Annotated in this window: 8 protein-coding genes; 4 read left to right on the forward strand and 4 right to left on the reverse strand. The window is 43.1% G+C overall.

Features of this window, described 5'->3' with window-relative positions; genetic code table 11:
* Positions 1 to 22: 22 nt before the first annotated feature.
* From D5085_00355 to D5085_00370, 4 genes are all read right to left on the reverse strand, one after another.
* Complete coding sequence (locus D5085_00355) at positions 23 to 2,518, reverse strand: glycogen/starch/alpha-glucan phosphorylase (protein QEP41730.1); 2,496 nt, start codon at positions 2,516 to 2,518, stop codon at positions 23 to 25.
* Entirely contained in the window at positions 2,511 to 4,913 is a 2,403-nt protein-coding gene (locus D5085_00360) for a phosphoketolase family protein (GenBank protein QEP41731.1), read from the reverse strand. The genes D5085_00355 and D5085_00360 overlap by 8 nt, the downstream gene beginning before the upstream one ends.
* Positions 4,914 to 5,886: 973 nt before the next feature.
* Positions 5,887 to 6,519, reverse strand: coding sequence for a DNA-3-methyladenine glycosylase 2 family protein (locus D5085_00365; protein ID QEP41732.1), 633 nt, complete (start codon positions 6,517 to 6,519; stop codon positions 5,887 to 5,889).
* Positions 6,489 to 7,034: a thermonuclease family protein gene (locus tag D5085_00370; GenBank protein ID QEP41733.1), complete on the reverse strand. Its 546-nt coding sequence runs from the start codon at positions 7,032 to 7,034 to the stop codon at positions 6,489 to 6,491. The genes D5085_00365 and D5085_00370 overlap by 31 nt, the downstream gene beginning before the upstream one ends.
* Positions 7,035 to 7,768: 734 nt before the next feature.
* Here D5085_00370 and D5085_00375 point away from each other — a divergent pair.
* The 4 genes from D5085_00375 to D5085_00390 all read left to right on the forward strand — a co-directional run bounded on the left by D5085_00375 (position 7,769) and on the right by D5085_00390 (position 15,617).
* Positions 7,769 to 7,975, forward strand: coding sequence for a hypothetical protein (locus D5085_00375; protein QEP41734.1), 207 nt, complete (start codon positions 7,769 to 7,771; stop codon positions 7,973 to 7,975).
* An 854-nt stretch (positions 7,976 to 8,829) separates the two neighbouring features.
* A complete protein-coding gene (locus D5085_00380; protein ID QEP41735.1) occupies positions 8,830 to 9,711 on the forward strand; it encodes a RepB family plasmid replication initiator protein in 882 nt (293 codons plus the stop codon).
* A 4,048-nt stretch (positions 9,712 to 13,759) separates the two neighbouring features.
* The gene (locus tag D5085_00385) at positions 13,760 to 14,635 is read left to right on the forward strand and encodes a ParA family protein (GenBank protein ID QEP41736.1); all 876 of its coding nucleotides are present in this window, start codon (positions 13,760 to 13,762) and stop codon (positions 14,633 to 14,635) included.
* Positions 14,628 to 15,617 carry a hypothetical protein gene (locus D5085_00390; GenBank protein ID QEP41737.1) on the forward strand — a complete coding sequence of 330 codons (990 nt, stop codon included), beginning with the start codon at positions 14,628 to 14,630 and terminating at the stop codon, positions 15,615 to 15,617. The genes D5085_00385 and D5085_00390 overlap by 8 nt, the downstream gene beginning before the upstream one ends.
* Positions 15,618 to 15,638 lie beyond the last annotated feature (21 nt).

Here is a 15,638-nt window from a genome sequence, read left to right on the forward strand (position 1 = left end):
GATCAGCTTTACTGAGAAAAGTCTATTGTTTTATCTTGTCAAGCCGTTCAACCGCACATGGCTCCACATGCCATATCTCATCGCAATATTGCTGAATGGCACGATCGGAGGAGAATTTACCAATTCTAGCTACATTTAATATCGACATTCTATCCCAGTGTGCTCTATCCATAAATGCGTTTGATACATGCTGTTGTACCTCAAAGTAAGATTGAAAATCGGCTAACAGCATAAAGCGATCATCATAGAGCAAATTATCGACAATCGGTTGAAACAGTTGTGAATTGCCACGGGAGAAAAAACCGGAACGAACCAGATCGATAGCTGATCGCAAATGTTCATTTTGGCGGTACTGCTCTTCTGGATAGTAACCGCTATTTCGCCATTGGCGTAACTCCTGTTCGGTGTGGCCAAAAAGGAAGAAATTATCTGCACCAACCTCCTCTCTTATTTCGATATTAGCACCATCCAGAGTACCGATGGTGAGTGCACCGTTCATCGAAAATTTCATATTTCCCGTGCCTGATGCCTCCAGACCCGCAGTCGATATCTGTTCGGAGAGATCGGCGGCTGGATAGATATGTTGTGCGTTTTGAACATTAAAATCGGGGAAAAAGACCACCTTAATTCGATCATTAATGGTGCGATCCCCATTAATCATCTCACCGACAGCATTAATAAACTTAATGATTAACTTTGCCATAAAGTACCCTGGTGCAGCCTTGCCACCAAAGACAAAGGTTCTGGCAGGGATATCCAGATGTGGATTCTGTTTGAGCTGCTCATAGAGTGCAATAATGTGCAGTACATTTAGATGTTGACGCTTATACTCATGAATGCGTTTACACTGAACATCAAATAACGCAGTTGGATCGACACGAATACCGGTGCGTTCAATAATAACATGAGCCAGATGCTGCTTTGCCGCCAATTTAGTCTCTCGCCACTGCTGACGGAATGGCTCCTCTTCAGCATAGCTCTCAAGTTGACGCAGTTGATTCAAATCACGAATCCAACCACTACCGATAGTCTGATTAAGCAGATCTGCCAAACGAGGATTGCTTAATACCATAAAACGGCGCGGAGTAACGCCATTAGTTTTATTGCTAAATTTCTCTGGCCACAGCTCGTAAAAATCCTTTAAAACCGTAGATTTAAGTAGCTCGCTATGGAGATTAGCAACACCATTAATTGCATAACTGCCGACGCAGGCAAGATGTGCCATGCGTACTGAACGACGACCCTGCTCATTGATAAGTGACAGACGACCAATTCGATCCACATCATCTAAATAACGATAACGAATCTTATCGAGAAAACGGCTATTAATTTCGTAAATAATCGCCATATGACGCGGTAAAATGCGCTCCAGCAGATCAACAGGCCAACTCTCTAGGGCTTCGGGAAGGAGAGTATGGTTGGTATAGGCAAAGGTATTGCGGGTAATATCCCAAGCCAGTTTCCAATCCATATTGTGTTCATCAAGCAATATACGCATTAATTCAGGAATCGCTATTGCCGGATGGGTGTCATTAAGTTGAGCGGCAAATTTATGGTGAAACTGTTCGAGAGATCCCGTTGTCTGCCGTTGCAACCGTACCATGTCCTGTAGTGAGCAGGAGACAAAGAAGTACTGCTGTTTGAGTCGTAGCTCCTTACCGATCTCTGGCTCATCATTCGGGTAGAGCACCTTAGATAAATTTTCGGCGGTAACCTGACTGTTCACTGCCTCATAATAGTTACCCGTATTAAAAGCCTGAAAATCGAACGACTCACACGCTTCCGATTTCCACAATCTCAGTAGATTGACATTATCGACGCCATAACCAAGAATCGGTGTATCGTAAGCGACACCATTAACGACTTCAGCCGCATTCCAGTCAATCTTCAACCGACCATTTTCATCTGTTCGAGCCGACACAGAACCACCAAAACGGACTGGAAAACGGAGTTTAGCACGTCGTAACTCCCATGGATTTCCATTGCGTAGCCAGTGGTCAGTAACCTCTGATTGCCAACCGTTCTCAATGGCCTGATCGAAAATACCATACTCATATCGAATACCGTAACCGATGGCGGGAATTTGCAGTGTTGCGAGCGAATCCATATAGCAGGCAGCCAATCGACCCAACCCACCATTGCCTAATCCCGGCTCCTCCTCTTGTTCAATAATCGCATCGAAATCGAGACCCAGCTCATCTCCAGCTTTACGGGCATTTTCTACAATACCTAAATTTATTAGATTATTTAATAAATGGGGGCCTGGAAGATATTCAGCAGAGAGATAGCAGACAGTGCGTGCCCGCTTATTTTTATAGATCTGAGCCGTTTTAATCCATCGCTCCAAAAGACGGTCACGAACAGTATAGGCTGCCGCCATATACTGATCATGAATGCTGGCAACATCATAAAAGCGCCCTTGCAGATAGAAAAGATTGTCGTTAAAAGCCCGCTTTAATGCATCGACTGACATACCAGTACGAGTGTGTTCATGAGGTACTTCACTCTGCTTAGCCATTAGACTTCCCCTCCTCATCAGTTAACTCTTCAGGCCAGACCCAGTTATCAACTTCTGGCTTATCTATGCCGTTTTCATAGGCGTAATTTCGGCACTCTATCTGCATATCTCGTAACTGCTCTTTAACATGCGCACCCGCCACCTGTAGTCGTGGCACACGATTAATGACATCAATAGCAAGACTAAAGCGATCAATTTCATTACTAATTGCCAACTCCAACGGTGTATTGATATTTCCCTTCTCCTTATAGCCTCTTACATGAAGATTACAGTGATTAGTACGGCGATAGGCGAGACGATGAATAAGCCAAGGGTAACCATGGAAATTAAAGATAACGGGTCTATCTTTGGTAAACAGGGAGTCAAAATCACGATCAGATAGACCGTGCGGATGCTCGCCCTCTGACTGTAACCGAAATAGATCAACAACATTGATAAAACGGATTTTGATATCATCAAAGTGTTGACGCAATAGTGCCGTGGCGGCTAGTGCCTCTTTAGTTGGAATATCGCCGCAAGCCGCCATGACGACATCGGGTTCACACCCTGCATCATTACTGGCCCAACGCCAGATACCTATCCCTTTAGTACAGTGTTTTATCGCTTCATCCATGCTCAAATATTGCAGATGCTGCTGCTTATCGGCAACAATAACATTAATGTCATCATGGCTACGCATGCAGTGGTTAGCGACTGAGAGTAGGGTATTGACATCAGGTGGCAGATAGATACGGGTAACTTCTGGATTTTTATTCACAACCACATCGAGAAAACCCGGATCCTGATGGGTAAAGCCGTTGTGATCCTGTCGCCATACGGTAGAGGTAATGAGAAGGTTGATAGACGAGATCGGGGCACGCCAAGGGATCTCCTCACAAATAGCTAACCACTTAGCGTGTTGGTTGTACATGGAGTCGATGACATGGACAAACGCCTCATAAGTGGCAAAAAAACCGTGGCGACCGCTAAGAACATACCCCTCATACCACCCCTCCAGAGTATGCTCTGATAGCATCTCCAATACTCTACCATCACTAGCTAGTTCACCGCCATCTTCATCTTCGGGCAGGTAGTCAGCAAGCCACAACTTTTTACTCACCTCATAAATATTATTCAACTTATTAGAGGTGTTTTCATCGGGACCAAAAACGCGAAAATTGTGCATATTATTAGCCATAATATCACGCAAATAACGCCCTAATGGCCGGGTATTCTCCGCTCTATCGATACCAGGCTGGGGTACTGATAGAGCATATTCACGAAAATCGGGTAGATTAAGTGTTTTTCGCAGCAATCCTCCATTAGCATGTGGATTAGCACTCATGCGTCGTTCCCCTTTGGGCGCTAACGCTTTTAGCTCAGGTATCAACTTCCCCTGATCATCAAACAGCTCTTCAGGACGGTAACTTTTAAACCACGCTTCGAGCTGTTTCAGTCTTGAGTCACTCTCTTTAACTTTGGTAAGTGGTACCTGATGGGCACGCCAAAACCCTTCTACTTTATGACCATCAACGGTTTGTGGACCAGTCCATCCCTTAGGAGAACGCAAAATAATCATCGGCCAGATGGCTCGTTTAACTGGCCCGCCATTGCGTGCCTGCTGTTGAATAGCTGTAATCTTCTGATAACAGATCTCCACTGTTTCGGCCATTGCCTGGTGCATCGCCATTGGATCACTGCCTTCGACAAAGTGAGGCTCCCAACCATAGCCTTGCATTAGTGCCGCTAGCTCTTCATGAGGTATGCGTGACAACAGTGTTGGATTATTTATTTTGTAGCCATTAAGGTGCAAAATCGGCAAAACAGCACCATCACGCACCGGATTAAGATATTTATTGGAGTGCCATGAGGTCGCCAGAGGACCCGTTTCAGCTTCGCCATCGCCTACGGCTACTGTGACCAATAGATCTGGGTTATCAAATGCAGCTCCAAAGGCGTGGGAGATGCTGTATCCCAACTCTCCACCCTCATGAATCGATCCAGGTGTCTCCGGCGTACAGTGACTACCGATACCACCCGGGAAAGAGAATTGTTTAAAGAAGCGACGCATGCCATTCTCATCTTCACTCTTGTCTGGATAGATCTCAGAGTAGGTTCCTTCCAGATAGACCGGTGCCAACACACCAGGGGCACCATGACCGGGACCGGCCAAAAAGATGGCATTAACATCGTGATGGCGAATAATACGATTAATATGGACATACATAAACGAGAGCCCTGGACTTGCCCCCCAATGGCCCAATAAGCGGTTTTTAATCTGTTCTGGTGCCAGTGGCTTTTTTAGCAAAGGGTTACTGCGTAGGTATATCATACCAACAGCCAAATAGTTGCAGGCACGCCAATAAGCATCCATTAGCTTCAGTTCTTCAGGATCAATCGATACGGCAATCATCATTCAGGACTCCTCGCGGCATATAGTGGAGGTTAGAGTTTATAGAGTTAATATGACTATAAAATTAAATAATAATGAATATTAGTGACTTAATTAAACGATTAGTTTAGGCCTCGTTCATTGTTTCATCAAACAGCCTTTGCTAACACCGGTTTAGTTTTACTCAACCGGTGCAGCAAAGCAAGCTCGTCAGGATGTTCAAAAAAGTCAGCGACGATCTCTGAAGGCAAAGTAACGATTCTTTATGCCAAAACCAGTGCCGCAGTGAGGTGTGCGGGACTGCCAATTGCCCGTATTTCCTTATATTAGGTGAACAACTGCCATCCGGTTGCACAGGTTTTTCTTTGGGGTTGCGACAGAGTCGGTTAAACTAGCCTCTGACATGACACAGCCCCCCTTTTGGCGATACCCCTGTATCATGTCACCTGTGTGCTGGGAAGCCTTAGCGGTTTTGGCTCTCAGCTAACGAAACGATGAACAACCCCCTTCCTATTTAATTAGGAACGATAATAGATTTTACCAACTTTCCCCAATATACATACTTAAGACGATAAATCCTAAATGACTTTAGAAACAAACGACCAAAAGGACTATTCTCTGTGTCGCGAACAGCATGAGCTACATTTACTATCCAAAAAACTTAAGCAAAAAATAGATAGATACTCAAGTATATCAATTTTTTTAATATCAATTACCGTTATTATTGCAATAGATATCCTACAACAAATCATATTAAAAAACTCAATGATTTGCTCGGATTGTGTTATTACCCTCTCTTTCCTAAGTGTTGTCTTGTTCATGTTTTCCAGATGGTGTATAGAAAAAGAAAAACACTATTTAATGGAGCTTTATACGATTGAAGCCAGAAAAAATCAAATCAACCAGGAGGTATGTTGTTTATTTGACTGCTATGACTAACAGATACATCCTATAAAAAGCTTACAACTTAGCCATATTCAGCCATACAAGCTATAGCTTAAGTATTATTAAGCGATTGCCACAAATACCAAGAAGCAATAGAGCGATAGGGTCTCCACAACTCCCCAAGGTAGATCATCTCCGCGCCGTCATACAAGTTTTGAATCGCCCGTTTCAATCCTCCATCACCCAACGAAAACACATCGGGTCGATGCAAACCAAAAATGAGAAACATCTCTGCTGTCCATCGTCCTATCCCCGGTACTCGAATCAACTGCTCGACCACCTTCTCATCCGATAGCGTCGATAACTGTTCTAGATGGAGCGTCCCACTCTCAACCAGCTCCGAGAGAGCCTTCAAGTAGCGACACTTAGAGCGTGATAGGCCCGCCTGACGCAATCTTTCCTCAGAAGCCGATAGCAGCACTTTCGGCGACAGCTCGTCTTCTAGCTGTTGTACCACCTTCTGGCTAATTGAGCGGGCAGCTTTGACTGATAACTGCTGCCCAATCATTGAGTGCACCAAAGTTTGGAAAGGCTCAGGCAGCTCAGGACCAATTTGGCAACGACCATAACGGTCAATCAAGGTAGCCATGATAGGATCTGAACGCCGCAGAGCTACCTCTGCATCTGGTAGAACCAGCACCAAATCCGCTTGATTCAAAATAGTGCTCCCCGCGCCCAAGCCCATAATGTTTCGATCCACGATGGCTCCTCCCGCTGCGCTTTACGCCACAGCCACGGCTGCTGGTGCAAACCACTCTCTTTCCAAATGCCGAGGTTTTGCGATCTAGCACTACCCTGGGCAGCAAAGAACTCCTTCTCTTCACAATATTGCGGATAGACCGCTGCGTAGCCCTCTCTCACCATACGAAGATTGAGGCTATCTCCTGCCTTATCTAACACATTCCCGATAACCCTTCCATAGCGATCGGTACCGAGATGGATCACATCGACCCGATCTGGGCTGATATCTCGCAAGTGATCCCGACTCTTTTTACCCCACGAAACTTGCCCCATTTCCGGGGTATCGATGCAGTGAAAGCGGACTTTAGTCTTCTCCCCGTTGCAATTGAGAGTCATAGTATCACCATCGTAGATCCTCTCAACTCGACATGAGTTTAGCCGATTATCAAAACTCGGTGGAGTACAGCTAAGAAGCGGCAAGAGAAGAAGAGAGCACCACAGAGCACCTAATTTACCCATCAACCCCCCCTATCTCTATGATGGTTATCTAATGAGGCGAATAATACCGCGCGGCAACCTCGGTAGGATTAAGGCACCTAGCCTGAGTGATTCGGGTAGCTTTTATCCACACGAATTCTTGGACAGTTACATCCTATTAACGACGGCGAGAAAGCCCATCTCTTCTCTTCTCCCCTCTCTTGTACCCATCCCGTACTCCAGCGGCTTCCATCGCACGCAGTAACGGCAGGCAACGGGTCTGTCACTTTCGTTCCATTAAACTTAACGGTGCAATTATAGAGGGCTCTAAAAATTAATCAAGCAACTGTTAATTGCTCTGCTACGATGAAGCAATGGAGCCGTTGTGAATTAAACTTGGGGAGCAAGGTGACTCTTCCAATGGGCAAAAATATCTATTTATCCATCCTCAAACGAAGTGCGAGAGTTTTTTTATTTATTATTTTAATCTTTTTATACTTTTACCCTCATGTAACCTATTGATTTTATTTTGTTTTTCGGGGGTAAATGGGAGCAATCTATAACGAAATTGGGAGCAATCTATAACGAACTGGGAGCAATCTATAAATAAATGGGAGCAATCTATAACAGTATTGGGAGCAATCTATAACAAAGTGGGAGCAATCTATAACGGGGTTAATTTGCGATATAGAACTGGGAACAATTTATAACGGAGATTGGGTTATGTGGCGCTAAATGGGAGCAATCTATAACGGGGTGAGTCTGTCCGGTGGTAAATGGGAGCAATCTATAACGGGGTGAGTCTGTTCGGTGGTAAATGGGAGCAATTTATAACGGGGGTGAGTCTGTCCGGTGGTAAATGGGAGCAATCTATAACGGGAGTGGGGCTGTCCGGTAGCCAATGGGAGCAATTTATAACGGGGGTGAGGCCGTCCGGTAGTAAATGGGAGCAATTTATAACGGGGGCGAGGCTCCGGTGGTAAATGGGAGCAATTTATAACACTGTATGTGGGTACTTTGCAGGTTGTCGTTGGCACCACTAAGTTCTCGACTCTTTAGGGGAATGGGCAAACAAAGCGACAGTTGATGGTTACAGGGTGTGGTTAATTAAGTTAAATTTATCAGTGACTTATTTATTATTTAGTGGATCTGGCGGTGTGGGGCTGTGTGGTGTGAGGCGTTATTAAATTTGTCGAAAGAGTCTCGGAGGTGAGGGCTAGTTTTAAACTACCATCGAGCCGCATTGGCTAAAGAGCGTTGCTACGGGTAGCGAAATCTCTCTGGATAACTCCATTGTCAACCTGCTTACTAGCTAGGAGAGTGATATCCGGCATAGAGGTGGCGTGAGCCCAACACAGGTACTTTAGAGAGGTGACGGATTATGACTACTTGCCCGTGGTTAACTTTTATCGAAATATAGGGTTGAGAGATAGATAATTTATTGGGTTTGTCTAAAGTTATTTAGGGAAAGCTAATATAAAGAGCTGTCATCCATTAGATAAGTTGCGGAAATGTATTAGCTGCTATGATGTGAGTTAGGTAGATTGAGTTGTTTACGCTGAGCTTTATGAGAATTGATTGAAGAGACTTCTAAAATCTACTTCCTTACCATCAATCCCTCTCTTTGCGGGGTTTTTCTTCTCTCTAGCTCTCTCTTCTCCAGTTAGAGGTGGGAAGAGGGAGTCTCTCCTTGTGGGGAAGATTTGAAGTGGCGGGATAAAAAGAGATGAAATTGTTTTGCTTTTTTCTTATTTTTGTGTCAAGTTGTGGATATAGGAGGTGGGGGTTGTTGTTATTCCCATTTGGTATGGTTTGACTGTTTAGAGCGATATAGCTAATGAGTTTACCGTATATTAGTGATGCTGTTATTTCGAATGCTCTTGTGACTGCTAGCTATAAAATGTCAGTTCCGGAGAAGCGTATTATTGCGCTAGCAATATCCCAAATTGGTATGGATCAAGATGTGACCGATGAAGATGTATATCGTGTTTCTAATTTCCAATATAGTAAGATGTCAGGGGTCAGTCGTTCAATGGCTTGGTTGGAGATTAAAGAAGCTACAACAAGATTGCTAGATAGAAAGGTGTCTATAGAAAGAGGGAAAGATACTATGGTTTTTGTTTTTGTGCAGCAAGCAATCTTTGAGGAAAATAGTAGTATTTCAATAAGATTTAGCAAGCCTATTTTGCCATTTATTTCTCAGCTAAAGAAAAACTTCACCAAGCTTGATGTAAGAGAGTTGGTTTCTTTTTCTGGTTTTTATGCGATGAGACTTTACGAAATGATTATGCAATATAAAAACATTGGTAAATGTAATATAACGGTTTTGCAATTTAGGAAATCATTGGGTATTGATGAGGGTAAGTATGTAAATGGAAAAGATTTCAGGCGGTATATTATCGAAAGACCGTTGAATGAGATCAATAATAAAACAAAATATAATATTAGTTATAAGCCGATAAAATTAGGGCGGAAAATTAATTCGTATGAGTTTGTTATAAGAGAAAAAGAGATTGTTGATAATGGAGATTTTTTAGGCGTTCAGGTTGATAAAAATAGCAGAAAACCAAGTTTTCCGCCATTGCGCTGGCTTGAAGCACATAGTGAGTTGGCACCGCCTGGGAAAACCTATAGCGAAATAAAATCCAATCCAAATAAAAAAATTATTGATGCTTGGGAGCGTGAAAATGATTGGTTGAGATGGGTTAGGGTGAAATAGATTGTTGACAGTGAATGTAGTCTATTAAAGTTAAGCTATGCAAGCATAATATAGTGATGCATAAAAATTATATTTCCGCCCTCCCCTATAGCCATGAGATGGTGATGTATGGTCGGAATTTTGAGCTAAAATGACTAATTTTTTTTCAAATGGTATGTGATGGCTAGTGGGTGCCTAGAAAATATCTACGAGTAGATTTTTTAAAAGGCACATTTTCATGTTGGGTTACTTTTGCCCGATTTGTGGTTGCGTAGGGGTACCTCCCCTTGGGTTCCCCTATGATGGGTGCCCGATTTGCATGTGCCCATATTATGATAGTTGGACGGCATCAGGGCAGGCACAGGGGCCTGCCCCTACGATGATAACGATTAACCGCTGATGGAGCTTCAAGCTAGTGGTTCTGTTTAATGCCTAACCTGACGAAACAGTGAATAAGACTGGGGTAGAAAATAGAAAATATCTACGAGTAGATTTTTTAAAAGGCACACATTCTTGCCGAGTTACCTCTTAATAGATGAGCTATTTTTGATGCCTAGCATTGGGTGTGGTAGAAAATATCTACGAGTAGATTTTTTAAAAGGCATATTTTCATGTTGGGTTACTTTTGCCCGATTTATGGTTGCGTAGGGGTACCCTCCTGTGGGGTGGCTATGGTGGGTTCCCGATTTATATGTGCCCATATTATGTTTGGGCGGCATCAGGGCAGGCACAGGGGCCTGCCCCTACGATGATAACGATCAACCGCCGATGGAGCTTCAAGTTGGTGGTTCTATTTAATGCCTAACCTGACGAAACAGCGAATAAGACTGGGGTAGAAAATCTACGAGTAGATTTTTTAAAAGGCACACATTCTTGCCGAGTTACCTCTTAATAGATGAGCTATTTTTGATGCCTAGCATTGGGTGTGGTAGAAAATATCTACGAGTAGATTTTTTAAAAGGCACATTTTCATGTTGGGTTACTTTTGCCCGATTTGTGGTTGCGTAGGGGCACCCCCCCTTGGGTTCCCCTATGATGGGTTCCCGATTTGCATGTGCCCATATTATGATGGTTGGACGGCATCAGGGCAGGCACAGGGGCCTGCCCCTACGATGATAACGATCAACCGCCGATGGAGCTTCAAGTTGGTGGTTCTATTTAATGCCTAACCTGACGAAACAGCGAATAAGACTGGGGTAGAAAATATCTACGAGTAGATTTTTTAAAAGGCACATTTTCATGTTGGGTTACTTTTGCCCGATTTATGGTTGCGTAGGGGTACCCCCCCTTGGGTTCCCCTATGATGGGTTCCCGATTTGCATGTGCCCATATTATGATGGTTGGACGGCATCAGGGTAGGCACAGGGGCCTGCCCCTACAATGATAACGATCAACCGCCGATGGAGCTTCAAGCTAGTGGTTCTGTTTAATGCCTAACCTGACGAAACAATGAGCAAGGTTGGGGTAGAAAATAGAAAATATCTACGAGTAGATTTTTTAAAAGGCACATTTTTCATGTTGGGTTACTTTTGCCTGATTTGTGGTTGCGTAGGGGCACCCCCCTGTGGGGGTGGCTATGGCGGGTTCCCGATTTATATGTGCCCATATTATGCTTGGTCGGCATCAGTGCAGGCACAGGGGCCTGCCCCTACGATGATAACGATTAACCGCCGATGGAGCTTCAAGCTAGTGGTTCTGTTTAATGCCTAACCTGACGAAACAGTGAATAAGACTGGGGTAGAAAATAGAAAATATCTACGAGTAGATTTTTTAAAAGGCACACATTCTTGCCGAGTTACCTCTTAATAGATGAGCTATTTTTGATGCCTAGCATTGGGTGTGGTAGAAAATATCTACGAGTAGATTTTTTAAAAGGCATATTTTCATGTTGGGTTACTTTTGCCCGATTTGTGGTTGCGTAGGGGCACCCCCCCCCTTGTGTTCCCCTATGATGGGTGCCCGATTTGCATGTGCCCATATTATGATGGTTGGACGGCATCAGGGCAGGCACAGGGGCCTGCCCCTACGATGATAACGATCAACCGCCGATGGAGCTTCAAGTTGGCGGTTCTGTTTAATGCCTAACCTGACGAAACAGTGAATAAGACTGGGGTAGAAAATATCTACGAGTAGATTTTTTAAAAGGCACACATTCTTGCCGAGTTACCTCTTAATAGATGAGCTATTTTTGATGCCTAGCATTGGGTGTGGTAGAAAATATCTACGAGTAGATTTTTTAAAAGGCACATTTTCATGTTGGGTTACTTTTGCCCGATTTATGGTTGCGTAGGGGTACCCCCCCCTTGGGTTCCCCTATGATGGGTTCCCGATTTGCATGTGCCCATATTATGATGGTTGGACGGCATCAGGGTAGGCACAGGGGCCTGCGCCTACGATGATAACGATCAACCGCCGATGGAGCTTCAAGCTAGTGGTTCTGTTTAATGCCTAACCTGACGAAACAATGAGCAAGGTTGGGGTAGAAAATAGAAAATATCTACGAGTAGATTTTTTAAAAGGCACATTTTTCATGTTGGGTTACTTTTGCCTGATTTGTGGTTGCGTAGGGGCACCCCCCTGTGGGGGTGGCTATGGCGGGTTCCCGATTTATATGTGCCCATATTATGCTTGGGCGGCATCAGTGCAGGCACAGGGGCCTGCCCCTACGATGATAACGATCAACCGCCGATGGAGCTTCAAGCTAGTGGTTCTGTTTAATGCCTAACCTGACGAAACAGCGAATAAGACTGGGGTAGAAAATATCTACGAGTAGATTTTTTAAAAGGCACACATTCTTGCCGAGTTACCTCTTAATAGATGAGCTATTTTTGATGCCTAGCATTGGGTGTGGTAGAAAATATCTACGAGTAGATTTTTTAAAAGGCACATTTTCATGTTGGGTTACTTTTGCCCGATTTGTGGTTGCGTAGGGGCACCCCCCCTGTGGGGAGCTATGGCGGGTTCCCGATTTATATGTGCCCATATTATGCTTGGGCGGCATCAGGGCAGGCACAGGGGCCTGCCCCTACGATGATAACGATCAACCGCCGATGGAGCTTCAAGTTGGTGGTTCTATTTAATGCCTAACCTGACGAAACAGCGAATAAGACTGGGGTAGAAAATATCTACGAGTAGATTTTTTAAAAGGCACATTTTCATGTTGGGTTACTTTTGCCCGATTTATGGTTGCGTAGGGGTACCCCCCCCCTTGGGTTCCCCTATGATGGGTTCCCGATTTGCATGTGCCCATATTATGATGGTTGGACGGCATCAGGGCAGGCACAGGGGCCTGCCCCTACGATGATAACGATTAACCGCCGATGGAGCTTCAAGCTAGTGGTTCTGTTTAATGCCTAACCTGACGAAACGATGAACAAGGCTGGGGGTAGAAAATATCTACGGGTAGATTTTTTTCATGGCTGGTTTTCATTGCTACCACATCTTCCTGTTTGAAGGGATATTTTATACTTTTCTCAGTTTAGAGAACGATTAGGCTTCTAGTTCAGTAGTTAAAATCTCATGACTTGATGGGTGTAATCTATTTAACGCTAACTACTATCACTCTAGCTTGCATGTTAAAACAGAATTCTTGCCCTAAAAAATCTACGCGTAGATATTCACAGGTGTCAGGATAATCCCTATAATTCATGGGGTGTAGTTTGCAATGATTATTGATCATAACTAATTCTTGATGAGAAATGGATGGGATATGGAGGATAGGAACTCTATGAGTTCAGATGCTTACATGGAGTTGATGGGAGCGATAGGTTTGAGAGAAGATTTTTATGGGTGACTCACGCTAGTTTGTTGTGCTAACGCTCCTATCGCTCTCCCTCGGGAGTTGATCTAATGTTGGTAGTAAAAATTGATGAAGCTTGATTGTTTAGAAAATATAGCTACGCGAAAAAATAAAAAATATCTAGTGCAGATAGTAATTTAACAGATAGTTAAGTTTTTATTCGTAATCCAATTTTTAGAAAATTCTTGAGATTAATTGATGATCATGATATGGTGACATAAAATTACATGGCGCATGTATATTAACTAAATCGTTAATCAGGTAGTTTTAATGAAAGTATTAACCATCGCAAATAATAAAGGAGGGGTTGGAAAGACCACCCTTTCAAGGGTCTTAGGGGAAGGTTTGTCATTTCTTCATGGTAAAAGAGTGTTATTGATTGATTCAGATCCTCAAGCCAACTTAACTAGTTGTTATCTGGATATGCGTTATCAAGCAGGAACGGGGGAGAGTGGCATTTTCCCTCCACCACACCCAGATTATGATCCCGATGATCAGGAGTGGAGTAGGGATTATCTTACCCTGGCCGATTTATATGTTGATAACGGTACTAACTGGTATCCAACTGAGACAGCTGGTATATCAATTATTGCATCCGATCCTGAAGGGATTAATGAGGAAACTGTCGCAAAATATTATAACAAGATGGGATATAAAAATTTTATTGGTCTATTGGGATTATGGTTACGCGAGATTGTAGCACCCACAAATAAATTTGATGTTGTTATTATCGATACTCCCCCTAGTAGAGGACCGTTAACAAAGTCAGCATTTTCTGCGTCAACGCATGTTTTATCACCAATGACAGTCGATAATTTTGCAACGGCAGGTGTAGGAAGCTTGAACTCATTAATTGATCTCGAAAATCAGAGTCGAGAAGAAAATCCCATTAAATTTATTGGCATTTTATTGACCCAATACCAAAAAAGTTTGCGCCAACACCAGCAAATAAGAGACACCATCTACGACGCTAAAGCGTTAAAAGATGTGATGCTAACTGAAATTATGCATAGTTGGGGAGGGTACAAGACATCAACGGTCAAAGGTTGGGAATATTCTGTTTTTGCTCGGCAACCTAAAGATAGGGTTAGGGTTGAAGCCACAAATATCGTTAAAATTGTTAAGGAGGGATTGTTTGATGGCTAAGGGTCTGAATTTTAACATGGGTGGGGTAGCTAACTTTGCACGCGAAGCGACAAAAGAGAGGGAGAAAGACAAAGAGAGATTAGTTAATATACCAGTTAACAAAATAGCTATCGATCCTGATCAACCTAGAACTCTCACATTTAATTTAGATGATTTGAGAGAGTTCGTGAAAAATGATGAATCAGGGAGAGATGAAAAATGGAGTAATCAACAAAAAGAGGATATGGAGCAGTTAATTCTGCTTTCAGAAAATATAAAAAAAATTGGGCTAAAAATGCCTGTTTTAGCCTATCAAGAAGACGATGATAGCTATCGCCTTATATCTGGAGAACGGCGATTAATGGCGCACCGTTTTAATAATGCCGCCACTATTGCAGCAACCGTTTGTCGGAAACCGGATATTGAAAAAGAAGCAGACTCACTCGGGCTAGAGATTGACGATAAAAATAGTTCAATATTGCTAGAGCTTGCGATAAAAGATATTCAGGTAAGTGAGAATTTGCAGCGTGCTGATCTATCTTTTCTTGATTATTTTCAGTTAATAAAAAAATATGATTCAATTTATAAGGCGCTGGGAAAAAAATTTACTGGTGAAATATATTCAGAAAGGGTAAATTTTAAGCGTGCCTACGCCTATCGATATTATCGCTTGCTAACAAAAGGTAGTGCTGAGTTGCATGATAAGATTGAACAGGGGGTTATTGCTACCATGACTGAGGCAATGGCGGCACTCAATGATGAGTTAAATAGGGCGAATAAATCATCTAAAAATGAGGGAAAAATATCTTCAATATCTAAACATAAAAATCCATTTACTTTAGGGGCAAATAAACAGAAACAGATTAAGGTGGCTGTTAAGGTAATTGAGAAATTTAAAGACGAATTGGGCATCGTTTTAGAAGATAAAAATGATATTAAATGTGTTCAAGAAGCTTGGGCTCTTGTTTTGAAAAAATTAACAGATGATAGCGAAGAAATATAGGAAAATAGGGGTTAAAATATT

Source organism: Ectothiorhodospiraceae bacterium BW-2 (genome assembly GCA_008375315.1).
Lineage (GTDB): Bacteria > Pseudomonadota > Gammaproteobacteria > Thiohalomonadales > Thiohalomonadaceae > BW-2.